Origin of the sequence: Pseudomonas chlororaphis subsp. chlororaphis (genome assembly GCF_003945765.1) — a bacterium.
Taxonomy (GTDB): Bacteria; Pseudomonadota; Gammaproteobacteria; order Pseudomonadales; family Pseudomonadaceae; genus Aquipseudomonas; species Aquipseudomonas chlororaphis.
Genome location: NZ_CP027712.1, coordinates 2020773 through 2045744, shown reverse-complemented (window position 1 = coordinate 2045744; position 24972 = coordinate 2020773). Strand labels below are relative to the sequence as shown.

The 24972-nt window shown below is 63.1% G+C and carries 23 protein-coding genes and 1 pseudogene; 6 read left to right on the top strand and 18 right to left on the bottom strand.

Annotated features, from left to right (window positions below):
* Positions 1–33: 33 nt before the first annotated feature.
* Together C4K27_RS09340 and C4K27_RS09335 are read right to left on the bottom strand one after the other, a co-directional pair.
* Complete coding sequence (locus C4K27_RS09340) at positions 34–963, bottom strand: electron transfer flavoprotein subunit alpha/FixB family protein (protein ID WP_009042879.1); 930 nt, start codon at positions 961–963, stop codon at positions 34–36.
* 2 nt (positions 964–965) lie between these two features.
* The gene (locus C4K27_RS09335) at positions 966–1715 is read right to left on the bottom strand and encodes an electron transfer flavoprotein subunit beta/FixA family protein (RefSeq protein ID WP_053260227.1); all 750 of its coding nucleotides are present in this window, start codon (positions 1713–1715) and stop codon (positions 966–968) included.
* 546 nt (positions 1716–2261) lie between these two features.
* Between C4K27_RS09335 and C4K27_RS09330 the strand changes: the two genes are divergently transcribed.
* The gene (locus tag C4K27_RS09330; RefSeq protein WP_053260226.1) at positions 2262–3926 is read left to right on the top strand and encodes an electron transfer flavoprotein-ubiquinone oxidoreductase; all 1665 of its coding nucleotides are present in this window, start codon (positions 2262–2264) and stop codon (positions 3924–3926) included.
* A 175-nt stretch (positions 3927–4101) separates the two neighbouring features.
* On the opposite strand, the gene C4K27_RS09325 is transcribed toward C4K27_RS09330, so the two are convergent.
* The gene (locus tag C4K27_RS09325) at positions 4102–4992 is read right to left on the bottom strand and encodes an AraC family transcriptional regulator (RefSeq protein ID WP_007928122.1); all 891 of its coding nucleotides are present in this window, start codon (positions 4990–4992) and stop codon (positions 4102–4104) included.
* 180 nt (positions 4993–5172) lie between these two features.
* On the opposite strand from C4K27_RS09325, the gene C4K27_RS09320 reads away from it, so the two are divergent.
* On the top strand, positions 5173–6225 hold the full coding sequence (locus C4K27_RS09320) for an NAD(P)-dependent alcohol dehydrogenase (protein WP_053260225.1): 1053 nt from the start codon (positions 5173–5175) through the stop codon (positions 6223–6225).
* A gap of 99 nt (positions 6226–6324) precedes the next feature.
* Here C4K27_RS09320 and C4K27_RS09315 read toward each other — a convergent pair whose 3' ends face one another.
* From C4K27_RS09315 to C4K27_RS09285, 6 genes are all read right to left on the bottom strand, one after another.
* Positions 6325–7122, bottom strand: a complete 798-nt coding sequence (locus tag C4K27_RS09315; protein ID WP_053260224.1) for an IclR family transcriptional regulator — start codon at positions 7120–7122, stop codon at positions 6325–6327.
* 55 nt (positions 7123–7177) lie between these two features.
* Positions 7178–8488, bottom strand: coding sequence for an MFS transporter (locus tag C4K27_RS09310; RefSeq protein ID WP_053260223.1), 1311 nt, complete (start codon positions 8486–8488; stop codon positions 7178–7180).
* A 135-nt stretch (positions 8489–8623) separates the two neighbouring features.
* On the bottom strand, positions 8624–9772 hold the full coding sequence (gene dgoD / locus C4K27_RS09305; protein WP_053260222.1) for a galactonate dehydratase: 1149 nt from the start codon (positions 9770–9772) through the stop codon (positions 8624–8626).
* 47 nt (positions 9773–9819) lie between these two features.
* Complete coding sequence (locus C4K27_RS09300; protein WP_053260221.1) at positions 9820–10440, bottom strand: 2-dehydro-3-deoxy-6-phosphogalactonate aldolase; 621 nt, start codon at positions 10438–10440, stop codon at positions 9820–9822.
* 13 nt (positions 10441–10453) lie between these two features.
* The gene (locus C4K27_RS09295; RefSeq protein WP_053260220.1) at positions 10454–11449 is read right to left on the bottom strand and encodes a 2-dehydro-3-deoxygalactonokinase; all 996 of its coding nucleotides are present in this window, start codon (positions 11447–11449) and stop codon (positions 10454–10456) included.
* An 840-nt stretch (positions 11450–12289) separates the two neighbouring features.
* Positions 12290–12769, bottom strand: coding sequence for a GNAT family N-acetyltransferase (locus C4K27_RS09285; protein WP_007928100.1), 480 nt, complete (start codon positions 12767–12769; stop codon positions 12290–12292).
* 263 nt (positions 12770–13032) lie between these two features.
* On the opposite strand from C4K27_RS09285, the gene C4K27_RS09280 reads away from it, so the two are divergent.
* Together C4K27_RS09280 and C4K27_RS31360 are read left to right on the top strand one after the other, a co-directional pair.
* Positions 13033–13683, top strand: coding sequence for an HD domain-containing protein (locus tag C4K27_RS09280; RefSeq protein ID WP_053260602.1), 651 nt, complete (start codon positions 13033–13035; stop codon positions 13681–13683).
* A gap of 440 nt (positions 13684–14123) precedes the next feature.
* Positions 14124–14315 (top strand): annotated as a pseudogene (locus C4K27_RS31360) (hypothetical protein); the annotation flags it as partial.
* A gap of 69 nt (positions 14316–14384) precedes the next feature.
* Here the strand turns inward: C4K27_RS31360 and C4K27_RS09270 are convergent.
* Positions 14385–15365: a DUF3829 domain-containing protein gene (locus tag C4K27_RS09270; protein ID WP_053260218.1), complete on the bottom strand. Its 981-nt coding sequence runs from the start codon at positions 15363–15365 to the stop codon at positions 14385–14387.
* A gap of 396 nt (positions 15366–15761) precedes the next feature.
* Between C4K27_RS09270 and C4K27_RS09265 the strand changes: the two genes are divergently transcribed.
* The gene (locus tag C4K27_RS09265) at positions 15762–16142 is read left to right on the top strand and encodes a Rho termination factor N-terminal domain-containing protein (protein WP_053260217.1); all 381 of its coding nucleotides are present in this window, start codon (positions 15762–15764) and stop codon (positions 16140–16142) included.
* Between the two features lie 76 nt (positions 16143–16218).
* Here C4K27_RS09265 and C4K27_RS09260 read toward each other — a convergent pair whose 3' ends face one another.
* The 8 genes from C4K27_RS09260 to C4K27_RS09225 form a co-directional block, all read right to left on the bottom strand.
* On the bottom strand, positions 16219–17151 hold the full coding sequence (locus tag C4K27_RS09260; protein WP_053260216.1) for a PfkB family carbohydrate kinase: 933 nt from the start codon (positions 17149–17151) through the stop codon (positions 16219–16221).
* On the bottom strand, positions 17144–18610 hold the full coding sequence (locus tag C4K27_RS09255; RefSeq protein WP_053260215.1) for a purine-cytosine permease family protein: 1467 nt from the start codon (positions 18608–18610) through the stop codon (positions 17144–17146). Before C4K27_RS09255 ends, C4K27_RS09260 begins: the two co-directional genes overlap by 8 nt.
* 155 nt (positions 18611–18765) lie before the next feature.
* The gene (locus C4K27_RS09250) at positions 18766–19764 is read right to left on the bottom strand and encodes an ADP-ribosylglycohydrolase family protein (RefSeq protein ID WP_053260214.1); all 999 of its coding nucleotides are present in this window, start codon (positions 19762–19764) and stop codon (positions 18766–18768) included.
* Positions 19761–20474 carry a GntR family transcriptional regulator gene (locus C4K27_RS09245; protein ID WP_007928081.1) on the bottom strand — a complete coding sequence of 238 codons (714 nt, stop codon included), beginning with the start codon at positions 20472–20474 and terminating at the stop codon, positions 19761–19763. Before C4K27_RS09245 ends, C4K27_RS09250 begins: the two co-directional genes overlap by 4 nt.
* A gap of 70 nt (positions 20475–20544) precedes the next feature.
* Positions 20545–21108 carry a DUF1285 domain-containing protein gene (locus tag C4K27_RS09240; RefSeq protein ID WP_053260213.1) on the bottom strand — a complete coding sequence of 188 codons (564 nt, stop codon included), beginning with the start codon at positions 21106–21108 and terminating at the stop codon, positions 20545–20547.
* A 21-nt stretch (positions 21109–21129) separates the two neighbouring features.
* Positions 21130–21732 carry a DUF4823 domain-containing protein gene (locus tag C4K27_RS09235; protein ID WP_007928079.1) on the bottom strand — a complete coding sequence of 201 codons (603 nt, stop codon included), beginning with the start codon at positions 21730–21732 and terminating at the stop codon, positions 21130–21132.
* Positions 21733–21967: 235 nt separating this feature from the next.
* Complete coding sequence (locus tag C4K27_RS09230; protein ID WP_007928078.1) at positions 21968–22936, bottom strand: GTP 3',8-cyclase MoaA; 969 nt, start codon at positions 22934–22936, stop codon at positions 21968–21970.
* A 138-nt stretch (positions 22937–23074) separates the two neighbouring features.
* On the bottom strand, positions 23075–23713 hold the full coding sequence (locus tag C4K27_RS09225) for a TetR/AcrR family transcriptional regulator (RefSeq protein WP_053260212.1): 639 nt from the start codon (positions 23711–23713) through the stop codon (positions 23075–23077).
* A 78-nt stretch (positions 23714–23791) separates the two neighbouring features.
* Between C4K27_RS09225 and C4K27_RS09220 the strand changes: the two genes are divergently transcribed.
* Positions 23792–24925, top strand: a complete 1134-nt coding sequence (locus C4K27_RS09220; RefSeq protein WP_053260211.1) for an aminotransferase class V-fold PLP-dependent enzyme — start codon at positions 23792–23794, stop codon at positions 24923–24925.
* Positions 24926–24972: the final 47 nt, after the last annotated feature.

The following is a 24972-nucleotide window of genomic DNA, read 5'->3' as shown; positions in this document are numbered from 1 at the left end:
AGACCGGGCTCTCTTATAAGTGAAGCCGCTGGATTAGACCAGCTTCTCCAGCTCTGGTACGGCTTCGAACAAGTCCGCCACCAGGCCGTAATCGGCCACCTGGAAGATCGGCGCTTCTTCGTCCTTGTTGATCGCAACGATCACCTTGGAGTCTTTCATGCCGGCCAGGTGCTGGATCGCGCCGGAAATACCGACGGCAATGTACAGCTGTGGCGCCACGATCTTGCCGGTCTGGCCGACCTGCATGTCGTTGGGTACGAAACCTGCGTCGACCGCAGCGCGCGAAGCACCCACGGCAGCGCCCAGCTTGTCGGCCAGGGCGTACAGGTGTTTGAAGTTGTCGCCGTTCTGCATGCCGCGGCCGCCGGAAATGACGATCTTGGCAGCAGTCAGTTCAGGACGGTCGGACTTGGCCAGCTCTTCGCCGACGAAGCTCGATTTGCCTGCGTCGTGAGCGGCAGCAACCGCTTCGACAGCGGCCGAACCGCCTTCGGCGGCAACCGGATCGAAACCGGTGGCGCGCACGGTGATGACCTTCACGGCGGCGTTCGATTGCACGGTAGCGATGGCGTTACCGGCATAGATCGGACGCTTGAAGGTGTCGGCGCTTTCTACCGAGATGATCTCGGAGATCTGGTCGACGTCCAGCTGCGCGGCCACGCGCGGCAGGATGTTTTTGCCGTTGGAAGTGGCGGCGGCCAGGATGTGGCTGTAGCCCTTGCCCAGCTCTGCTACCAGAGGGGCAACGTTTTCCGGCAGTTGGTGAGCGTAAGCGGCGTTGTCGGCCGACAGGACTTTGCTCACGCCAGCGATTTTCGCCGCGGCTTCAGCCACGGCGCCAGCGCCCTGGCCGGCGACCAGGACGTGGATGTCGCCACCGATTTTGGCAGCGGCGGCAACGGTGTTCAGGGTGGCCGGAGCCAGCACCTTGTTGTCGTGTTCAGCGATTACCAAGATAGTCATGATCAGATTACCTTCGCTTCGTTTTTCAGTTTCTCGACCAGTTCAGCGACCGACTTGACCTTGATGCCCGCGCTGCGTGCAGCCGGCGCTTCGACTTTCAGGGTATTGTTGGTAGAGGCGGTGGAAACGCCCAAAGCATCAGGAGTCAGCACTTCAAGCGGCTTCTTCTTGGCTTTCATGATGTTTGGCAGAGACGCGTAGCGCGGCTCATTCAAACGCAGGTCGGTGGTGACGATCGCTGGCAGGTTCAGCGAAACGGTTTGCAAGCCACCGTCGATTTCACGGGTCACGGCAACCTTGTCGCCCGACACTTCGACCTTGGAGGCGAAGGTGCCTTGAGCGTAACCGCTCAGGGCTGCCAGCATCTGGCCGGTCTGGTTGTTGTCGCTGTCGATGGCTTGCTTGCCAAGGATCACCAGCTGAGGCTGTTCCTTGTCGACCACGGCCTTGAGCAGCTTGGCCACGGCCAGGGAGTTCAGTTCATCAGCGGACTCGACGAGGATGGCACGATCGGCACCCAGCGCCAGGGCGGTACGCAGTTGCTCTTGAGCAGTAGCGGGACCGATGGAGACGACGACGATTTCAGTCGCTACGCCTTTTTCTTTCAGGCGTACGGCTTCTTCCACTGCGATTTCGCAGAAAGGGTTCATCGACATCTTGACGTTGGCGAGGTCGACGCCGGAATTGTCCGCCTTGACGCGAACCTTGACGTTGTAATCGACAACGCGTTTGACAGCTACAAGAACCTTCATGGATTCCTCGTTACTCTCCGGTGAAAAGAAAGTCGCCTAGGCGAACCTGGCGGTTGATGCTCATCGGGCACAAGGGCACCTCTAAAAACGCTGGCATGGACTCTTGCAACAGCAGACAGATGACCTTGCTCACGGGATGATGACCGTTCGTCAGTAGCGACTGGCCGGTCATTCTTTATCGCGGCGTGTAAACTGCGCGTTGCGTCACCTTGTACTGCCTTCGCCCTGTCTTTAGAGGTGCTCTTGAAACCAACAGTCAGCCTACGGCGAGCGCAAAACCGACCGTATCTTGACCGGAACGCCTATTCTGGTCAATACGCCAAAATGGCCAGTCATAAGCCGCGCTTCTTTGATTTACATGGGCTGCAGCAAATTCAAACAAACGTTTGTATTGGACGCTAAGAGTGGTGTAGATATAATGCGCCGCCTAGAGAGAAAGGCGGGTCGCTCATTGTCCCCTCCCCTGTTTGGCGGAGAAAACCATCGATGCGACACCCAACCTCCAATTAGAAAAAAACCGTTGAGCCTTGAGTAGGAGATAGCCTAGTGGAACGCGAATACATGGAATTCGACGTGGTCATCGTCGGTGCCGGCCCCGCTGGCTTGTCCGCCGCCTGCCGACTGAAGCAGAAGGCCGCCGAAGCCGGTAAGGAAATCAGCGTCTGCGTGGTCGAGAAAGGCTCCGAAGTCGGTGCTCACATTCTTTCCGGCGCCGTGTTCGAACCGCGCGCCCTGAACGAGCTGTTCCCGGACTGGAAGGAACTCGGCGCCCCGCTGAACACCCCGGTCAAGCGCGATGACATCTATGTCCTGAAAAACGCCGACAGCGCGACCAAAGTTCCCGACTTCTTTGTGCCCAAGACCATGCACAACGAAGGCAACTACATCATCTCCCTGGGCAACCTGTGCCGCTGGCTGGCCCAGCAGGCCGAGAACCTGGGCGTGGAAATCTATCCGGGCTTCGCCGCCCAGGAAGCGCTGTTCGACGAGAACGGCGTGGTCCGCGGGATCATCACCGGCGACCTGGGTGTCGACCGCGAAGGCAATCCGAAGGAAGGCCTGTACACCCCCGGCATGGAACTGCGTGGCAAGTACACCCTGTTCGCCGAAGGCTGCCGTGGCCACATCGGCAAACAACTGATCAAGCGCTTCAACCTGGACAGCGACGCCGACGCCCAGCACTACGGCATCGGCCTCAAGGAAATCTGGGAAATCGATCCGGCCAAGCATCAGCCAGGCCTGGTGGTCCACACCGCCGGTTGGCCGCTGGACATCATGGGCACCGAGAACACCGGCGGCTCCTTCCTTTATCACCTGGAAAACAACCAGGTGGTGGTCGGCCTGATCGTCGACCTGTCCTACAGCAACACCTACCTGTCACCGTTCGACGAATTCCAGCGCCTCAAGCATCACCCGGTGCTCAAGCAGTACCTCGAAGGCGGCAAGCGCGTCAGCTACGGCGCGCGCGCCATCTGCAAAGGCGGCCTGAACTCGCTGCCGAAGATGGTGTTCAAGGGCGGCGCGCTGATCGGTTGCGACCTGGGCACCCTGAACTTCGCCAAGATCAAGGGCAGCCACACCGCCATGAAGTCCGGCATGCTCGCCGCTGACGCCGTGGCCGATGCGCTGTTCGCCGGTTCCGAAGGCGCCGACGAGCTGAACACCTATGTAGAAGCGTTCAAGTCCAGCTGGCTGTACGAAGAACTGTTCGCCAGCCGCAACTTCGGCCCGGCGATCCACAAGTACGGCGCCATCGTCGGCGGCGGTTTCAACTGGGTCGACCAGAACATCTTCGGTGGCAAGCTGCCGTTTACCCTGCACGACACCAAGCCGGACTACGCCTGCCTGAAGCTGGCCGCGGACTGCAAGAAGATCGACTACCCGAAACCGGACGGCAAGCTCAGCTTCGACAAACTCAGTTCGGTGTTCATCTCGGGCACCAACCATGAAGAAGAGCAGCCTTGCCACCTGAAGCTGACCGATCCGAGCATCCCGATCGGCAAGAACCTGCCGCTGTACGATGAGCCTGCTCAACGCTACTGCCCGGCCGGGGTGTATGAAGTGATCACCAAGGAAGACGGCGAGAAGCGCTTCCAGATCAACGCCCAGAACTGCGTGCACTGCAAAACCTGCGACATCAAGGACCCTGCGCAGAACATCACCTGGGTCGCGCCGGAAGGCGCGGGCGGTCCGACTTACCCGAACATGTAAGGCGTACGCTTGAAGAAAAAAGGCTCCCGAATGGGGGCCTTTTTTATTGCCGGCGCCACTGCCCTGCTTCTGTAGGAGCACAGCTTACGTGCGATAAGGCTTTGGCGATGTATCTGTCAGACCGTCTCACCCTTCATCGCGGGCAAGCCTCGCTCCTACAGACGAGCGCCTCCTATCACGCTGCTCGCTCATCCCCCGGATTGCGCTCGAAGTAGCGCTTGTATTCACGGCTGAACTGCGAGGTGCTCTGGTAGCCCACCCGATGCGCCACCTGGGCTACGCCCAGCCCTTCTCCCAGCAGCAACTGCTGCGCCCTGAGCAAGCGCAGGCGCTTGAGGTACTGCACCGGCGACAGCAGCGTGCTGCGCTTGAAGTGCTCATGAAAGGTCGAGGTGCTCATGTTCGCGCAACGGGCCAGGGTCTCGACGTTCAGCGGCTCGGTGTAATGCTCGTGCAAGTGATTCAGCGAGGCGGAAATCCGCGCGAACTGCCCGTGCTGCTCCACCAGCGCGCGCAGCACATCGGCCTGCGGCCCGCGCAAGACGGTGAACATCAATTCGCGCAAGCGCGCCTGGCCCATCACCTTGCACTCCAGAGGATCGTGCAGGCAGCGCAGCAGGCGCTCCACGCAACCGCGCATCGTGTCGTCGAGCACCACCGAGGTCATCGACTCCGGGGTCTGCGCCTGGGCACTGCGCCCCGCGGCAACGCCCATCGCCAGTACCAACTCGCCCAACAGCGCCCGGTCGATGGCGATGGACACCCCCAGCAACGGCGCATTGGGCATGGCGAAGGTTTCGCACTCGAAGGGCACCGACAGCGCCTGGATCAGGTAATGCCCAGCGCCGTACTCCAGGGTCCGCGGGCCCAGGTACGCCAGCTTGCTGCCCTGGGCGATGATCATCAGGCTCGGCTCGTAGATATGCGGGCCGCGGGCCACGTCGCAACTGGCTCGCAACACCTGGACCCCGGGCAGCCCCGTGGGAACGAAACCGTCGCGGGTCGCAAGAGGCTGGATCAGGGACACCAGGGTGGCATTGGCATCGAGATGGCGGGTCAACAACATGGGGAAAACTTCACGGAAAAAGGGATGAAAACATCATCGCAGGTCTGCACGCCAATGCCGCGCGCAAATGGCCGATGGCGGAGGAATAGGCATGACATGCCGAGGAATCGCCATGTTCGCGCCAGGCAGCGGCGCCGAGAATGGCCCGCCTCACCTGTCAGTGCTTTTGCGAGGTTCATCATGTACACAGCCATCGGTTACGCCGCCCAGTCCGCCACCACGCCCCTCGCCCCCATGAGCTTTCAGCGCCGCAGCCCGCGTCCCGACGACGTGGCCATCGAGATTCTCTACTGCGGCGTCTGCCACTCCGATATCCACCAGGCCCGCAATGAATGGGGCATCGCCGTGTACCCGCTGATGCCGGGCCACGAAATCGTCGGCAAGGTCACCGCGGTCGGCGCCCAAGTGACCAGGCACAAGATCGGCGACCTGGTCGGCGTCGGCTGCATGGTCGACTCCTGCCAGCATTGCGAAGCCTGCGCCGCCAACCTGGAGCAATACTGCCTGGAAGGCCCGACCATGACCTACGCCACCCCGGACCGGGTCGACGGCAGCAACACCATGGGCGGGTACTCCGACAGCATCGTGGTCAACGAGCACTTTGTCGTGCGCATTCCCGAGAAACTCGACCTGGCCAGCGCCGCGCCGATCCTCTGCGCGGGCATCACCACCTACTCGCCGCTCAAGCATTACGGGGTGAAGGCCGGCGACAAGGTGGGCATTCTCGGCATGGGTGGCCTGGGCCACATGGGCATCAAGTTCGCCAAGGCCCTGGGCGCGCAAGTGACCCTGTTCACCCGTTCGGCGAGCAAGGCCGAGGAAGCCCGTCGCCAGGGCGCCGATCATGTGATCGTCTCCACTGATGCCGAGCAGATGAAGGCCGCGGCCGGCCGCTTCGACTTCCTGCTGGACACCATCCCGGTGCAGCACGACCTCAACCCCTACCTGGATACCCTGCGTTTTGACGGCGTACACATCCTGGTCGGCCTGATCGAGCCGGTGGATCCGCCCGTGCACGCGGCCAAGCTGGTACTGGGCCGTCGCGTGCTGGCCGGCTCGCTGATCGGCGGCATCGCCGAAACCCAGGAAGTGCTGGATTTCTGCGCCGAGCACAACATCACCTGCGACATCGAAATGCTCGACATCCGCCAGATCAACGAGGCTTACGCGCGGATGATCGCCGGCAATGTGAAATACCGCTTCGTCATCGACATGGCGACCCTCAAACAATAAGCACAATATTGTAGGAATCCGGCTTGCCGGCGATACGGACGCCGCGGTACATCAGGTACACGGCGTCGCGGGCAAGCCTCGCTCCTACAGAGGAATAAGTCAGCCGCCGAGTTCGGCGGAGATGCCAGCGGCGGCCTGTTTGATCACCGGGATCAGTTCGGCCATCTTTTCCAGCGGCATGTACGGCACGGTGCTGGCGATGCTGATACCGGCGACGATCTGGCCGCTGGCATCGCGGACCGGCGCCGCCACGCAACGGATCGACGGTTCGTTGTCCTCCAGGTCGAAGGCATAACCTCCCGCCACATAGTCCTGCATACGCTGCTGGAACTGCTCCCAGGTCGGCTCTTCGTGCTGCGGCCAGAGCGCATTCCTGCCCCCCGCCGGCAGGCTCGCTTCATACAAACGCTGCCACTCCTGGGGCGTGCTATCGAGCAGCAGCGCCTTGCCTATCCCGGTGCGCGCCAGCGGCATGCGATGGCCGACCCGCGAACGCATTTCCGGGCCGTTGCGCCCCGGGTTCTTGTGCAGGTACAGCACATCGTCGTCTTCGCGGATTGCCAGGTGAATGGTGTCGCCGGTCAACGCCGACAGCTCATCGAGGAATGGCCTGGCCAGGGTCACCAACGGCAAGGCCTCGCGGGCCTGGAAACCCAGCTCGATCAGCTTCGGCCCCAGCAGGTAGCCGACCTGCGGCACTACCCTCAAATAACGCTCGTCCACCAGGCAACTGGCCAGGCGATGGGTGGTGCTGCGGGTGGTGCCGATCAGCCGGGCGATTTCCTTGAGGTCGCGGGCACCGCTGGCCACGGCCTGCACCACCGCCAGGCCACGGAGCAATGTCTGGGTACCGGTGGGGGCGGCATCCTTGGCGGTCTTTGCTGCGTCGTCCTGCATATCCAGCCTTCCGAGGGTGAGAACGGGCGGCATTATGATCGCCCGTCCCCCGCCACTACAACTCGATACGCTCGACCTTGCCCACCAGCAGCACGTAGGACAGGGCCCCCGCCAGCGCCAGCACGGCAATGTAGGTAATGGCCGGGGCAAAGGAGTCGCCGCTGGCCAGGAAGCCGATGACGATCGGCGTGGCGATCGCCGACAGGTTGCCGATGAAGTTGAACACCCCGCCAGTCAGCCCCAGCAACCGCGCCGGCGCCAGGGTCGAGACCAGCGACCAGGTGATCGAGGCCAGGCCGTTGCCGAAGAACGCCAACGCCAGGAAGGCAATCACCAGCGGCGTCGACTCGACGAAATTGGCGCCGATGATCGAGGTGGAAATCAGCAGCCCGCCAATGATCGGCAGCTTGCGGGCAAAGCCCACCGAGGCGCCACGCCGGATCAGCCAGTCGGAGAAGAACCCGGAACACAGCACGCCGACAAAGGCCGCGAGGAACGGCAGCGACGCCAGCAGGCCGGACTTGATGAAATCCATGCCGCGGTACTTCACCAGGTAAGTGGGGAACCAGGTGAGGAAAAACCACAGGGTCGAATTGAGGCAGAACTGCCCCAGATAGATGCCCCACAGCTTGCGCTTGCTCAGGACAATCCCCAGGTCGGTCCAGCTGAAACGCGCCTTGCTCCTGTTCGTCTCACGCTGGATATCCACCAGGCCGCCGCCCTGGCGGATCAGGTCGATTTCCGCCGGGTTGGCGCCCTTGAAATCCCGTGGTTCGCGATACACCGCGTACCAGATCGCCGCCCACAGAATGCCCACCGCACCGGTGACGACAAACACCATGTGCCAGCCAAAGGCATGCTGCAGCCAGGCCAGCACCGGGGTGAGAAAAGCCAGCCCGACAAACTGCCCGGAAGTGTAAAAGCCGATGGCCGTGGCACGCTCGCGCTCGGGAAACCAGGTGGTCACCACCCGGCTGTTGATCGGATAGGCCGGCGCCTCCAGCGCGCCCACCGCCATGCGCAGGACGAACAGGGCGATAAAGCTGGCGGCGAAGCCGAGCATCACCGTCGCCAGCGACCACAGCAGCAGTGCCGCCGTGTAAAGAATGCGTGGCGGTACGCGGTCCACCAGCCAGCCACCGGGGATCTGCATGGCGGCGTAGGTCCAGCCGAAGGCCGAGAAAATCAGCCCGACGTGGATCGGGTCGATGCCCAGGTCGCGGGTCAAGGCCGGCGCGGCGATCGACAGGTTGCTGCGGTCCAGGTAGTTGATCACCACCGTGATGAACAACAGCACCATGATGAAAAAACGCTTGCGGCTCGGCGCGACCAGCGACGCCTGCCCGGTGAAGGTTTGCGGTTGCATGGGGATGCCTCTTCTTATGGTTATTGAGGGCTATGCAGCTATGTACCTGGAGGAACGGGCTCGCTCGCAATAGCGTCGGTTGCTGCACCGCGCCGGCATCGCGAGCAAGCTCGCCCCTATCAGCAATGAATCAACTCACCATTCGGCGAAGCTGCCGTCGGCGTGGCGCCAGATCGGGTTGCGCCAGCGGTGGCCGATGGCCGCGCGCTCGATGACGTATTCCTCGTTGATCTCGATGCCCAGGCCCGGGCCGTTGGGAATCTTCACCATGCCTTGCTGGTAGTCGAAGACGCGCGGGTCCTTGACGTAATCCAGCAGGTCGTTGCTTTCGTTGTAATGGATGCCCAGGCTCTGCTCCTGGATGAAGGCGTTGTAGCAAGCCGCGTCCAGTTGCAGGCAGGCGGCCAGGGCAATCGGCCCCAGCGGGCAATGCAGGGCCAGGGCCACGTCGTAGGCTTCGGCCATGTTGGCGATCTTGCGGGTTTCGGTGATGCCGCCGGCATGGGAAGCATCCGGCTGGATGATGTCGACGTAACCTTCGCTGAGCACCCGTTTGAAATCCCAGCGCGAGAACAGCCGCTCGCCCAGGGCGATCGGGGTATTGGTCAGCGGCGCCAGTTCCTTGAGGGCCTCGTAGTTTTCGCTGAGCACCGGTTCTTCGATAAACATCAGCTTGTAGGGATCGAGTTCCTTCATCAGCACCTTGGCCATGGGCTTGTGCACCCGGCCATGGAAATCGACGCCGATCCCGACGTTGGGGCCGACTGCGTCACGCACCGCGGCCACGTTGGCCAGGGCCAGGTCGACCTTGTCGAAGGTGTCGAGGAACTGCAGCTCTTCGGTCCCGTTCATCTTCACCGCGGTAAAACCACGCGCCACCGCCTCTTTGGCGGCACGCGCGGTGTCGGCCGGACGGTCGCCGCCGATCCACGAATAGACGCGGATCTTGTCCCGCACCTGGCCGCCCAGCAGGTCGCTGACCGACACCCCCAGGGCCTTGCCCTTGATGTCCCACAGCGCCTGGTCGATCCCGGCCAGGGCACTCATGTGGATGGCGCCGCCGCGGTAGAAGCCGCCGCGGTAGAGCACGGTCCAGTTGTCCTCGATATTGCGCGGGTCCTTGCCGATCAGGTAATCGGCCAGTTCGTCCACGGCGGCGGCCACCGTGTGCGCCCGCCCTTCGACCACGGGCTCGCCCCAGCCGGTGACGCCCTCGTCGGTCTCGACCTTGAGAAAGCACCAGCGCGGCGGAACGATAAAGGTGGTCAACTTGGTGATTTTCATCTTCTTGTCTCTCTTGTCGGATGCAGCGCCGAGGGCGCCAAAAAGTCTTAACGCAGCGCATTCCAGGCGGCGACATAGGCCTTGGCGCGGGTCGCCACCTCGGCGGCGCTCATCCCTGGCTTGAACAACCCGGAGCCCAGGCCGAAGCCCTTGACCCCGGCGTCGACGAACACCTGCATGTTGTCCGGGGTGATCCCGCCTACCGGTAGCAACACGGTGCCGACCGGCAATACCGCGAGCCAGGCCTTGACCACCGCCGGGCCCATCTGCTCGGCGGGAAACAGCTTGAGCACGTCGGCGCCTTCGGCCAGCGCGGCAAAGGCCTCGGTCGGCGTGGCCACGCCGGGCGACAGATAGAGGCCGGCGGCCCTGGCCGCGCGCAGCACCTTGGGATCGCTGTGGGGCATGACGATCACCTGGCCACCCGCGGCCTTGACCTGCCCGACCTGCTCCGGGGTCAGCACCGTGCCGGCGCCGATCAGGCAATCGGCGGGCAAGGCGTCGCGCATGATGCGGATGCTGTCAAAGGGTTGCGGCGAATTGAGCGGCACCTCGATAACCCGAAACCCCGCCTGATACAGCGCCTCGCCGATGGCCACCGCTTCTGGCGGACGCAGCCCCCGGAGAATGGCAATCAGGCCGTTATGTGCCAGTGCTTGCTTGAGCATGTCGGACCTCTTTTCAAGGGTGAACGCAAGGGACGCGCGTCAGCAGCCCGGCCGCTTCGGCCAGGTGCCATAAACCGCGTTCGGTGGCCTGTTCGGCCAGGATTGCCCGGGGAAAACCGCAGGCGGACAAGGCCCGGCTGTAACGGGCGCAAAGCTGGGAATTGCCGATCAGCACGATCGACGGCAATGGGTCGCTGTGGCGGCGCCGCTGCACGGCAGCCAGTGCGCAAAGTTCGTGGCCGATCAGCAGGCCCGACAGATAATCCGGCTGGGCGCGGCCGCTGAGTTCACCGGTCAATCCCAGGCTGCGGGCGCTGAACAGGGTCGACAGCGGGCCGATCTCGCCCTCGGCGGACAAGGCCACCTGCACGCCGCGGTCGAAGGCCTCGGCGTCGAATGCCGCGCCACGCTCCTGGGTGCGGCCGAGAATGCTGTGTTGACTGAGCACGGCGAACAGCTCGCCGGTCATGAAGGTGTCGAAATGGACGATGCAGCCATCGGCCACCTGCACCCATTTGGAATGACTGCCGGGCAGGCCGATCAGCACGTCGCTCCCTGCCCCGTCCGGCAGCTGCGGCAGCACCCCCAGCACCTGGGTTTCTTCGCCCCGCATCACGTTCGGCAAGCGCGAACGCTGGATCACCCCCGGCACGATATGCACGTCCACCCCGCGCCGACTGCGCAAGGTCACCAGGGCCTGCCCGAGCTGGGCGACATCCGCCGGGGTCTCGCAGTAACTGGCCTCGCGCCAGCCCTGGGCGCTGCCGACCATGCCGCAGGCAATCACCGGCAGTCCCGGCTGCGCGTCGAGCCAGTCGCCGCAGGCCTCATCGAAGGCCAGTTCAAAACCATCGTCGCAGCGCTGGCCGGCAATCATCCGCGCCACCTTCGGCAACTGCATGACCCCCGAGGTCAACGCGCGCTGTTCCAGCACCTGGCCGCCTGCTGCGAGTTTGTAAGCACGAAGGGACGTGGTTCCCCAATCGAGCGCGATCAATTGCGCCTGCATCGCTTCACCTGTGAGTTGTTTTTGGCAGTGAGTGCGTAAGAGCTGATGGCGGCGACTATAAACCCGACTCGAATAAAATCTCAATATATAAATATCATTCCCATATTATGGGATAAGACACTGTGGCCGCTGCCGAAGGCTGCGATAGGACCGAAGATCCTCCAGCGATCTCAAGACCCTGCACCCGCTGCGACGCAATGCCGCCCAGGCTGGACGCAACCTCGCAGGCTCGGCAGCGGCTACAAGATTTAGCGCCGACCGGTAGGTCGCGCATGGCTTTGGCTTTTGATCTTGATCTACCCGCCCCATCGGGAGGCCGAGTGGAGGCGTTCATCAGGGGGATGGCGCGCAGCGCCCCTCGACGCAGTCGAGGACATCGTATGGAGGTCGAAGCGAAGCCGACCGGAGTCGATGCCCCCTGAGGGACGCCGGAGCGAGGGAACCTGAGCGCAGCGAAGGCCGTACGCAGGGGCAAGCGTTTTTTGGTTACTTTTTTTGGCGTTTGAAAAAAAGTGACCCGCCGTAAGGGCGGAACCCTAAGCCGCCGTTACCGCAGGAATGGATATGTACCCCGTCCAAAAAAATGCAGCGCCAGAGCGGGCATCATCGCGGGCAATCGAGCGTCGACCCGCTGCTTCTACAAGCTTTGCAAAGAACCTCGTCCGCTCCAGAGACGCTGCCTTATAGTCCGCGCTCGCCCATATGACGGGCTGGCGCCTGCAGGCCTGAGCCCTGGTCGAACGACGGCAGCCCTGAGCTCGAGGGCTGCCTTGAGAATGGAGTTGGCTATCAGGATTGCTAGTGCGAGCGAGCTCCTGCACGAAAGAAACGCCGGGTAAATCAGCCCTGGGCGAACGCGCGCAACACATCGCCATCCATGCGGTACCTCACCCACTCTTCCTGGGGCTGGGCGCCCAGGGATTTGTAGAACTGGATCGCCGGTTCGTTCCACTCCAACACGCTCCATTCGAAGCGCCCGCAACCGTTGTCGCAGGCGATCCGCGCCAGGTGCCGCAGCAGCTGTTTGCCAGCGCCGCCGCCGCGTTGTGCGGGGGTGATGTAGAGGTCTTCCAGGTACAGGCAATTGCTGCCCAGCCAGGTGGAATAGCTGAAGAAAAACACCGCGAAGCCGATCGGCACGCCATCGCGCAGGCAGATCAGGCCGTGGGCCGTGGCGCCCTCGCTGAACAGGCTGCGCTCGATGTCGGCGACGCTGGCGATGACCTCATGGCGAGCACGTTCGTAATCGGCCAACTCCCTGATGAAGGCAAGGATTTGCGGTGCATCGCTGGGCACGGCTGGACGGATTTCGACGGACATCGGCGGGTCTCGGTTGGAAGGTAGGCGGCCATATTAGATCGACAGGGGAAGGACATGCACGGGTATTTCACAGGGATATGCCTGGAGGTCGTGACGGGTGATTGTCCATGTCGGAATTGCCCGATACCTGTAGCCGCTGCCGCTGGCTGCGATCGGTCGCGAAGCGCACGGCACTTTTATCGACGCCCGAAGGTCCCGCGGGCCTTATCGCAGCCTGCGGCAGCGGCTACAGTGTGCGCCTGTATTTTTACTGCCTGGCTGAAATGACTTCCGACGCTTTTGCTCCCCTGCCCGATCTCGCCAACACCCTGCTGCCCCACGCGCTGGAGCCCGTCGAAGACGGCGCCCACGACCTGTCGCACCTGCAGCGGGTGTGGGCCAATGCGCGGCGCATCGCCCGGGAAGACGGCGGCGATCTGCAAGTGCTGCTGGCCGCCACCCTGCTGCACGATTGCGTCGCAGTGGAAAAGAGCTCACCGCTGCGCGCCCAGGCCTCGCGCCTGTCGGCGGAAAAGGCCTCGGCCCTGCTGCACCGACTGGGCTGGCCCGAAGCGAAGATCGCCGCGGTGGCCCACGCCATCGAAGCCCACAGTTTTTCCGCCGCCATCGAGGCGCGCACCCTGGAGGCGAAGATCCTGCAGGACGCCGACCGTCTCGACGCCCTGGGCGCTCTCGGCGTGGCCCGCACCTTCTATGTTGGCGGCCGGTTGAACCGAGCCTTCTACGATCCTCATGACCCGCACGCCGAACACCGCGGCTACGACGACCTGAACTTCACCCTCGACCACTTCCACACCAAGCTGCTGCACCTGGCCGAGGGTTTCCAGACCGTGACCGGCGCGCGCCTGGCGCAGGTGCGCCATGCCCGCCTGAAGCGCTTCATGGACGAATTCATCGACGAGATCGGTGGCTGACTTACTCCGCTGCGGGCTAATCCTGAAGCCTGCAAGATCACAACTAACGCGACAACCGCCCATGGTAGAACGGCGCCTCATGAATCCAACAAGAACGAGGCCTGCGCATGTCCAGCGCTACCCCACCCCCCATGGTTCCAGCCAGGCTGTTCGGGCTGTTCTGCGTCGCCAGCTACCTGCTGTCGCTGTCCTATGGCTCGACCTTCCTGCTCTCGCTGCTGATCGGCTCGCGCGGTGGCAATGAGCACGATGCCAGCAGCGTGATTTCGGTCGCCATGCTCAGCACCTTGGTCGCCGTGATCTTCTCCGGGCACCTGTCGGACCTGCTGGGCGCCGCGCGCTCGATTGCCCTGTTCGGCTGCCTGCTGGTGGTCGCCAGCCTGGGCTTTGCCCTGGCGCCGGGCTTCGGCGATGCCCTGCTGTTTTTCGGCCTGACCCTGGGCCTGGGCAAGGAGGTGCTGGATAACTATCGCGGCGAAAGAGTCGTGGCCAGTACCCTGGCAATGTTGCAGGAACGCGGCTTGATCAAGGAGGGCCATGTCACCCTCAACCCGGAGGGCGAACATGCCCTGAACCTGCCGATCAAGCTGACCACTTCCGGAGTGGAAGCGGCCCGCAAGCTGGACGCCTGATCGAAGACCGGGGCGTTCGTTCGCGCCCACCGGCACCCGCGTTACGACGCGGGTGCCGCCAGCGCCGACTCAGCAGGTCGGATGGTTGAAGCGATTGATCATGTTGCCGTAGGTGCGGTTGTAGCGGTTGGCCGAGCGGACGATGCTCGAACTCTGCATGTGTGCCGGCAGGTTCTTCATCGCGCCCTCGGGAGCGCGCTTGTACACCCCGTCCTTGACGTCGCGGACGATCGAACGCGACTGGCCGATGAACTCATTGATTTCCAGCATGCCGCCACCGCACGACTTGCCGCTCTGTGCGGCCTGGGCGCTGACCTTGCCATTCCAGCCCGCGGCCGCGTCGGCCACCAGTGCCAGGGACTTCTCGAAGGCCGCCAGGGCCTGCGGATCGTTCGGTTCGGCGAACAGCGTCTCGGCATCCGCGGTGTTGAGTTTGCCGTAGTAGATCAGCCCGGCACGGTAGTAGGCCGCGGTGTCTTTCGGCGCCTCATCGAATGCCTGCTTGGTCAGCGCCAGGTCACGCGCCCCAAGGCCGGCGTAGAAGTCCTGCTCCTTTTCGCTGACCTCAGTCAGGGCGGCCAGGTAGGCCTGGCCCTGGCGACGGGCCAGGTCGCCGTTGTCGCTCAGGTAGCCCTTGGAAGTGGCGTAGTTCTGCAGTTCATGGCTCAAGGGCGAGAGGGTTTTCAGGGCCGCGGAAAAGGCCTGGGCCGCCTGGTCCACTTCCGGGATCGGCGTATCGATGGCTAGGGCGCCATCCAGGGCCCGGCTCAGGCGATCAATGAGGATATCGTTGCCAATGCTGAAGGCAGTGATCGGCGCCTTGCCCGCCAGGGCCGGCACCTCGTACTGCTGGTAACGCTGGAGGAAGGTCTGGAAGGATTCGCTGATGCTGTTCGCCGCACCGACGTACTGGTTGTATTTCTCTATTTCCTGTTGCCGGGTATCGACCTGCGCGACGGGCTGGCTGACCTTTTCACTCTTGTCGCCACAACCGGCCAGCAGCACGCTGCCGCCCAACAGGGCCGCAGCCAAAAACATCCGGGTATTCATTGGTTCATTCCTTTAAAAACAGGCCACGACCAACCGCACGGCAGCGGGCAGACCGGTGACGGGGTTGGATGGGCACAACAGGGGATTGACGGCAGCGTGCCGTGTCGATCAGCCGCCCCTGATCTGGGGCGTAAGAATCATCCATGAGAATCTCGCGAAAAGGCCTGACAACTCGTCAGACACATCCATTTCCGGGGCAGGCATTGTGCGAGACTTCCCCCGCCCTGGCAAACCTCGGGCCGCCCTGGCCTACCCCTCTTGCGCGAAATGCCGCGCTTCTGTGATAGCGATCACACCCTCTGGCAGGGTATCCAGAGCCCATCCGTCGATTCCCGGGCACTTATCGGCCTTTTTCCCGCCCCAACTTCAGGTACCCATTGCCAAAGGAGAGCCCTCATGCCTCGTGGAAGCAAAGCCAAATACACCGCCGAACAGAAGCGCAAGGCCGCGCATATCGAAGCCGGCTACGAAGCCAAGGGCGTGCCCAAGGACGAGGCCGAAGCGCGCGCCTGGGCCACGGTGAACAAGCAGTCCGGTGGAGGGGAACGGGCTGGCGGTTCCGGGCAACGCACACCGGCCTCGGAAAAAACCGCCGCGCGCCAGTCCTCGGCCAGGCGTGCCGTCGCCAGCCGTGAAGGACATGCCCGCAACAGCACGACGTCGCTGAGCACCCAGACGAAGGACAGCCTGCTGAAGGAGGCCCGAACGAAGAACATTCGCGGCCGCTCGACCATGAGCAAGCAGGAACTGATCGAGGCATTGCGCAAGGCGGGATAAACCACGGATCGCGAGCAGGCCTACTCCCGGCGGGAACGAGCTTGCTCGCGATCACTCTCGTTCAGTCGGCAAACGCCTAGGCTCGGACGCTATCCCCATTGACCAGCGCATCCACCTCCGCTGCCCCCGGCGCGGTGGCCGGCCCCCAGCGGGTCACCGCCAGGGCCGCCGCGGCGTTGGCCCGGCGCGCCGCCTGCAACGGTTCCAGCCCCTGCGCCAGCGCTGCGACGAAGACTCCGGCATGGGCATCGCCAGCGCCGTTGCTGTCCACCGCCCGGACCTTGAAGCCCGGCACATGGGCGCTATGGCCATGCTGGCTGACCCAGCAGCCCTGCGGCCCGTCCCTGACCACCAGCAACACCTCCTGCGACAGTTCGTCATGCAGGCGTCGCAGGGCTTCGGCGATGGTCGAGGTCCCGGTGAAGCGCAAGGCCTCGACGCTGTTGCTGGTCCAGAGATCGATACGCGGCAGCAGCCGGCGCATGGCCTCGGAGTCCGGCGATTCCACCAGCGGGCCCGGATCGAACACCACCTGGATCCCCTGCGGCAAGGCCAGCAGCCAGTCCAGCAAAGCCTCGGCCTTGCCGACATGCAGCAGGCTGTAGCCGCTGACATAGACAAAGTCATCGGCCTGCACCGCGACACCGTCCAGGTCCTCGGCCGACAGCTGGCCTTCCACCCCGATATAGGAAATGAAGCTGCGTTCGGCCGTGGCTTCGGTCAGCGCCACGCACAGGCCGGTGTCCTCGGTGCGGCTGGCCTCGAGAGCGATCCGGATGCCCTCGGCGCGCATCGCCTCACGTGCCAGATCCCCGAAGCGACCGTTGCCGTGTCGCCCCAGGTACAGCACCGGCAAGCCGTTACGCTGGGCGGCAGCCATCACGTTGAAGCCGCCGCCGGCCTCGAAGCTGGCGGACTGCGCCAGCACATCGCCGCCGGAGCTCGGCAGGCGCTCCACGGACATCACCAGATCGACGATAACCTGGCCGGTGTGCAGCATTCTAGGCATTGGCATTCTCGACAAAAGCACCGCGGCGATCCCTGGCCCCGCCCAGCGCGGCATACACGCCGCCGGCTACCAGGAAGGTGACGATCCAGCCCAGGCCGTTATGGCCCAGCCAGGAATCGGCCAGCGGCCCGGCGAACCAGACGTTCTCGGCGCTGGTACCGATGGTGGTGAAGCTGAAACCCAGCACTATAGCCAGTGCCCAGGCACCGAAGGCCCGCCATTCGACACCGCCGCGATACCAGTAGGCGCTGCTCGGGCTGACGTCCAGCAGATCCTTGGGGCTGTAGTAGTGACGGTGGATCAGGTCGACCACGAAGATCCCGACCCAGGCGGTTAGAGGCACCGCCAGCAAGGAAATGAAGGTAATGAACGGCCCATAGAAACTCTCGGCGATCAGCATGAAGTAGATGGAGCCGGCGAAGATCGCCACGATGTCCACCACCACCGCGTACACCCGCTTGACCTTGAGCCCCAGGGTCAGAGTGGTCAGGCCGGCCGAGTACACCGACAGGTTGTTCGACAGCAGCAGACCGCCGAAAGCGGTGATCAGGTACGGCACCGCCATCCAAGTCGGCAGCATGTCGCGAATCGCCACAATCGGGTCGGTGGCCGAGGCCAGGTCATCGTTGCCCACCGACAGCAGGCCACCCAGGGTAATCAGCAGCACCAGCGGAATGCCGGCGCCGAAGGCCGCCGATGCCACCAGGCGCGAGGCCTTGACGCTGCTGTGCTGGTAACGCGACATGTCGGCACCGGTATTGGCCCAGCCGATACCGGTGCCCGCGGCCATGGTGCCGATACCGATGATCATCGCGCTCAACGGCGCCGGGGAGGCGTTGAACACCGCGCTCCAGTCGATGGTGGCGCAGAGGAAGCCGCCCACCAGCAGGTTCAGCGCGCCGAACACATAGGTGGCCCACTTCTGGATCACCAGCAAGGTGGCGTGGCCGAGGCCGGAGACGGCCAGGGTCAGCAGCACGAAAATACCGATGAACAGCAGGGTCAGCAGCGGCGCACTCTTGGCTTCCACCGGCGAGCCGAACAGGATCGAACACAGCGACAACAGGACGAAGGCAGCGGTAGTGGTGTTGACGGTTTCCCAGCCCACCCGCGACATCAGCGACACCAGGGTCGGGCCGATATTGCCGCGCACGCCGAAGATCGCCCGCGACAGCGTCAGGCTCGGCGCCCGCCCGCGACGCCCGGCGATGGAGATGATCCCCACCACCGCGAACGAACCGGCGGCGCCGAGGATGGCAACGATGATCGCCTGCCAGATCGACAGGCCACGAAAGGCCACCAGGGTCGCCCCCAACGGCAAGCCGAGGATGCTGATATTGGCGGCGAACCAGACCCAGAACAGTTGCAGCGGATGGCCGTTGCACTCGCCTTCCGGCACCGGCTCGATGCCGCGGGTTTCCAGTTGCCCGGCGCTTTGCCCGGGGTTCGATGCACTCATGAAAAAGCTCCTGTTGCCCTTGTTGTGATTGTCGGCAATTTCGGAAGTCGATCAGACATCCCGGCACTCCTCGCCGTTTCCTGCTATCCATGGCAAAAATGCTTCAGCGACGGCTCGCGCACAGGTGGTGGGAACCTTGGCCATGCAGCCAGTCTTTAACGCAGGGCCAGCAGCCCCTGCACCAGCGGTTCGAGGTCCAGGTCGTTGACCTGCTTGATCTGCTCGATCAAGGCGGCCGGCCAGCACTCCATCCCCTGGCAGGCACCGAGCATCGCGCCGAGGATCGCGGCAATGGTATCGGTGTCGCCCCCAAGGCTCGCGGCCATGCACAGTGCCTCGAACGCCTGCAGCTCGCCGATGGCCACCTGATGCGCCAAGGCGAAGGACACCACCACTGATTCCTGGGACGCGACGGAGGTGCCGATCACGTCGTACAGCAGATCGGCCAGCAGCGCCTTGTCGCTTTCGACGCTGAGGGTGCGCGCCCAACTGATGCGCGTGGCAATACGGCCGCCAGCCACCCAGTGACCATGCCGCTCCGCTTCCAGGGCGATCTGCACGCCGATCTGCAAGGCGTCGCCCAGCGGCACGCCATTGATCCCGGCGGATACTACCGCCGCCACCGCCGCCGCGCTGGAGATACCCAGCGTGGTGTTATGGGTGACCTGGCAAGCTTCCACCACCGCGCGGATGAAGCCCTGGACATCGTCGACGTTCGCCGCGATGCCCACCGGGGTGATGCGCATCGCCGCGCCGTTGGTGGTGCCGTAGCGCCCGGCCTCTTCCGCGGTATGGCCGGCGAGGATCATCTCGATGGCGCGCTTGGTCGAGGGGCCCAAAAGGTCCTGGGAGCCCTTGGCCTGCATCGCCGCTTCCCACTCGATCAGGCTGTGGGCCAGCGCCGCCGGTTCGATCCGGCCCTTGCCCGCGACCAGCAGGCCGCCGACCAGGATCGCCTGCTCGGTGTCGTCGGTGATCGAGCCCTTGGGCATGTTGGCGGCAATCGGCTGATCGGGGCCGGCGTCCTCCAGGCGATGGATGGCACCGAAACGCTGCTTGATCTGCTGTCGGCTCAAGGATTGGGTCGGCATGCCCAGGGCATCGCCCAGGGCCAGCCCGTAAAAGGCGCCCAGCGCGCGATCCAGCGGGATCATTTCTGCGCTCCGAATTCCAGGTGCAGGCGAAAGTGCAGCGGGTCGAGAAAACTCTCCACCTGTTCCATGAAACGCCCGCGGCGGTCATAGGTGGTCCGCAGGGCCTTGAGAAACACACTGCCGGCCGGACGTCCCAGCAGTCGTGCCTCTTCTTCACCCAGTGGCTCGGCGCCGATCCATTGATCGCCGCGCTCGCCGATATAGCCGTAAGCGGCCAGGGTAATGGTCAGGGAATCATCGATCAGCCCTACTCGCGGCAGGCTTTCCAGGCCTCCGGTGGCAGGCATCAGGGAACGTTCAAGGGAAACCACGGTGCCGTCGGTAGAGCGTCGGCGCCGGTCCAGGGCGATGAACTGGTCAGTGCCGAAGCGACTGAGCAGGTCGGGACGCTGCACCGCTTCCAGGCGCAGCAGCTCGGTGTTGATCAGCGCCCCGCTGTCCGCCAGGGCCTGGGCCCAGCCGTTTTGCTGGTCCAGCACCACACCGTCAAAGGTGACGATGGAGCCGACCCCGCTCTGGGTGGCGATGTAGTTGCGGCGTTTGAGTTCGGCCAGGGCCTCGCGCAAGGTGCCACGACTCACCGAGAATTCCTGGGCCAACTGATGCTCGCCCGGCAGCAGGAAACCGTCCTCCATAAGGCCGCTTTCGATGCGTCGGATCAGCTCGTCGACCACGCGTTTTTTCTTGTCAAATCGAACATGTCTAATCATGTACAAATTGATACCCGAAATGGGATCTTCGTCGCAAGATATTTATTCGATCAACAAGAGGTTTCGCAGCTCAGGGCTCCAGGCCGATCGGGAAGAACACCCCGCCGCTCCAGACGCCCAGCCAGTTCTGACCGTCGATCGGACGGCTCACCGCCAGCTCCACCAGTTGGTAGAACACATTGCGGTGCACCAGCGCCTCCAGATTGCTGCGCACATGAACGTAAGGCGCCGGTTCCTGGGTCTGCGGGTCGATCACCACCCGCAGCGGATGCTCGCCGCCGGCGCTGACCTGCTCGTCGACGTTGGTGGTAAAGCGCAGGACCTGGGCCTCGCCTTCACCTTCGACCTCCAGGGTGACGGCGACAAAAGGCGTGTCATCGACCTTGATGCCGACCTTTTCCACTGGGGTGATCAGGAAGTAGTCATCGCCGTCGCGGCGAATAATGGTGGAGAACAACTTGACCATGGGTTTGCGGCCAATGGGGGTACCCAAGTAGTACCAGGTGCCGTCGCGGGCGATACGCATGTCGATATCGCCACAGAAGTCGGGATTCCACAGGTGGACCGGCGGCAAGCCCTTCTGCGCCTTGGGAATCTGCGCCAACAGATCGTTGGCTTTGCCCGGACCACTCATGCTGCTCTCCTCGTGCTTGGCTTAATCGCTCAAGCCTAACAGGCTGCGGGCGTATTGTTCGAGCGGCGGGCCAAGCAGGTCTTCCGGCTTTTTGTCGTGGAACGTCAGTAAACCGCCACGACTGCGAATCCGCGCGGTGTCGATCAGATACTGGGTACTGGTCTCGATCAGCATGATCTGAATCACGCCGTTGTCGATCCCCAGGCGATCCACGGCTTCCTGGTCGAACCATTCATCGGAGTTGCCGATGCGGTCGTCGGCCTTGGCGAAACGGGTGTACAGCAGGTAATGCGCACCCACCTCACGGGCCTCGGCCATGGCCTGGTCCAGGCCTTCCGGCGCCCGGGCGCGGCGGACCATGGGGAAGTATTCGATAAAGCCCTTGAAGGCTTCCTCGGCCACCACGTTGGGGCGCGGGTAGGCGCTGCCCGGCGGCGCAAAGGCGCCCTGGGCGATGAAAATGAACGAGTCCGGTTGAACGCGGAACGAGTTGGAGCGCTGGGTATTACTGTGATCGAGAAAACCCGCATCACTCATGTGATAGCGAACGCCCTCGCCCATATCGCTGACATTCATGCAGCCGCCGAGCCCCAAAAAAGCCAGCAGCAAAACCAGGCTACGCATCCTTCCCTCCAGAAGCCGGTGACGGAAAACCGGCGAATGGCCACGAGATGCAGCTTCCGCGCCAGCTCGGGCGCCTGTAACCGCTGCCGCAGGCTGCGAATGGCTGCGCAGCAGCCACAAACCTGGTGAAGGCTATTGGCTGGAGAGAAATGGGTCGCCTCGATTGGCGAGGGCTACGCCCTCGATCGCAGCCTGCGGCAGCGGCTACAGAGGACGGGGATCAGGGAGATGGGGTTTAGCCGCCGATGATTTTCATCACCGTCGCACCACCGGAGAATGCCACGTCCTGCTTGTCGCCCAAGGCTTTGACCAGCAAGCGCTGCAAGGCCGGCAAGGCCTGGTGGCGCGGCTTGTCCAGCAGATCGCCGACGTAATGCCGGTTACTCGACGACAGGCAACCGTGCAGCCAGCCGGTGGACGACAGCCGCAGGCGCGAGCAGGTCCGGCAGAACGGTACGCTTTCATTGGCGATCACGCCGAAATGGCCCTGCCCCGGAATTTCATAGCGCACTGCGGTGGCGTCCACCGGCGCATCGGCCTGCAGGTATTCGTAGCGCTCGCCGATCAGACTCAGCAGCTGCTGCAGACTGACGAACTGCTGCAGGAAAGCGTTGGAATCGCTGGCCAGATGGCCCATGCGCATCAGCTCGATAAAGCGCAGTTCATAGCCACGCTCCAGGCAGTAGTCGAGCAGCGGCATTACCTGGTCCAGGTTCTGCCCGCGCAGCGGCACCATATTAACCTTGATTTTCATACCCGCCGCGCGAGCCTGGTCCATGCCGTCGAGCACGGTCGCCAGATCGCCGCCACGCGCAATGCCGCGGAAAGCCGAGGCGTCGAGGGTATCGAGGGAAACGTTGATGCGCCGGATACCGGCATCCACCAGCAACGGCAGCTTGCGTGCAAGCAATTGGCCATTGGTGGTCAGGCTGATGTCTTCCAGCCCCATTTGCCCCACCGCCGCCATGAAGGCTTCGAGTTTCGGACTGACCAGGGGCTCGCCGCCGGTGATCCGCAGGCGTTCGATGCCTGCTGCCTCGATCAGATAGGCCACGCCGCGCGCCATGGCCTCGGCCGACAACTCGTCCTGGGCAGCCACCAGCCGCTTGCCGTTGGGCACGCAGTAGGTACAGGCGTAGTTGCAGGCAGAAGTCAGGCTGATACGCAGATTGCGAAAACGCCTGCCTTGACGATCAACGATCATGGATGACTCCGGCGAAGGAAGAGTGACCGACCAAAACCTGACTCAAAAATCAGGTTTTGGCAAGCCCCATGCCTGAGTATATTCCTGGGACACTGCGCCATATAGAGAAATCATGGCGCCATAAGGCCACTGAATGAATCAGTTGCCGGAGCTATCGGGGTCGCGCTTGCGCTTGTTGCCCATGCGCACGCCGATGTCCATCAGGAACTGGAAGAAGCCTTCCTGGTCTTCCAGCACGTTGCTCCAGAACGGCGAGTGATACAGCGCCACCGCGCCATGCACCAGCGCCCAGGCCGCGCAGTAGTGGAAGTAAGGCGGCACGTCTTCGAGCTTGCCTTCGCTGATGCGGCCCTTGATCAACAGGGTCAGGCGTTCGAAGTTGGAAGCACGGATCTTGTGCAGCTCCTCGACCATTTCCGGCACCTGGTTGCCCTTGACCACCTTCTCTTCCAGGCGATCGAACAGCCGGTAACGCTGTGGATCACGCATGCGGAATTCGAAGTAGGCCCGGGACAGGGCTTCCTTATCCTTGTCGACATCGGCAGAGTGCAGCAGCTCATTCAGGTCGCGCTCATAATCGAGCATCAGGCGCAGATAAATCTCCGCCTTGGACTTGAAGTGCTTGTAGATGGTCCCTTTGCCGATACCAACGGCATCAGCGATCATCTCGACGGTGACGCTGTCTTCACCTTGATCGAGGAACAGCTTGAGCGCGGTATCGAGAATTTCTTGCTCACGGCGACGAAACTCACGGACCTTACGAGGTTCTTTCTGCATAAGAAAAGGTCTGTCGGGGTCAAAATCGAAGCCGCGTATTATGCCTAAATTGCGCCAAAATGCACGGATCATCCGACCATGACTATGTTTCTTGATGAATTTGTACAAGCCCCAGGCCTGCGTTATTTGAATCACGCAGCTGTCGCCCCCTGGCCGAATCGGGCCGCCGAAGCCGTGGCGCGCTTCGCCAAAGAGAACGTTTTGCTGGGCGCGCGGGATTATCCGGACTGGATGGCCCTTGAACAACGCCTGCGCGAACGCCTGATGCGCCTGCTAAATGCACCGTCAACGGATGACATCGCGCTGGTCAAAAATACTTCGGAGGCGCTGTCATTCGTCGCCTTTGGTCTGCCTTGGGAACAAGGTGACCAGATCGTCATCAGCGACGAGGAATTCCCCTCCAACCGCGTCGTCTGGGAAGCCCTGGCCAGCCAGGGTGTGGAAGTGCTGCAGGTCAGCCTCAAGGGCGACGATCCGGAAGGCGCGCTGCTGGCCGCCTGCGGGCCGCGCACCCGGCTGATGGCGATCAGCGCGGTGCAGTTCGCCAGCGGTCTGCGCCTGGACCTGCAGCGCCTGGGCGCCGGCTGCAAACAACAGAACGTGCTGTTCTGCATCGACGCCATCCAGCAACTGGGCGCCCAACCCTTCGACGTCCAGGCCTATCAATGCGACTTCGCCATGGCCGACGGCCACAAATGGATGCTCGGGCCTGAAGGTCTCGGCGTGTTCTATTGCCGCAGCGAGCTGCGCGCGCAGCTCAAGCTCCATGAGTTCGGCTGGCACATGCTGGAACACATGGGCGATTACAGCCGTAGCGAATGGGAACCGGCCAAGAGCGCGCGGCGCTTCGAGTGCGGCAGCCCGAACATGCTCGGCGCCATGGCCCTGGAAGCAAGCCTGTCGTTATTGGAAGAGGTGGGCATGGAACACGTGGCGACCTTGATCGCCGAACGGGTCCAATGGCTCCAGGATGGCCTGAATGCTATCCCCGGCGTACGCCTGCACACCCCACTCAACCCCGCCCGACGCGGCGGAATTTTCTCGTTCAGTATCGATGGCATCGATAATCAGGCAGTTCATGAGGCGCTGCAACAGCAGCAGGTGGTGTGTATTCCCCGTGGTCCAGGGGTTAGATTTTCACCGCATTTCTATACCGAAAAACGCGTAATCGACGAAACTCTCGCCATCGTGGCTGATATCGCCCGGCAATGAGAACTCAAGCGAAGCGCTCGTATTCCAAATTTGTTTAAAAAACGAGC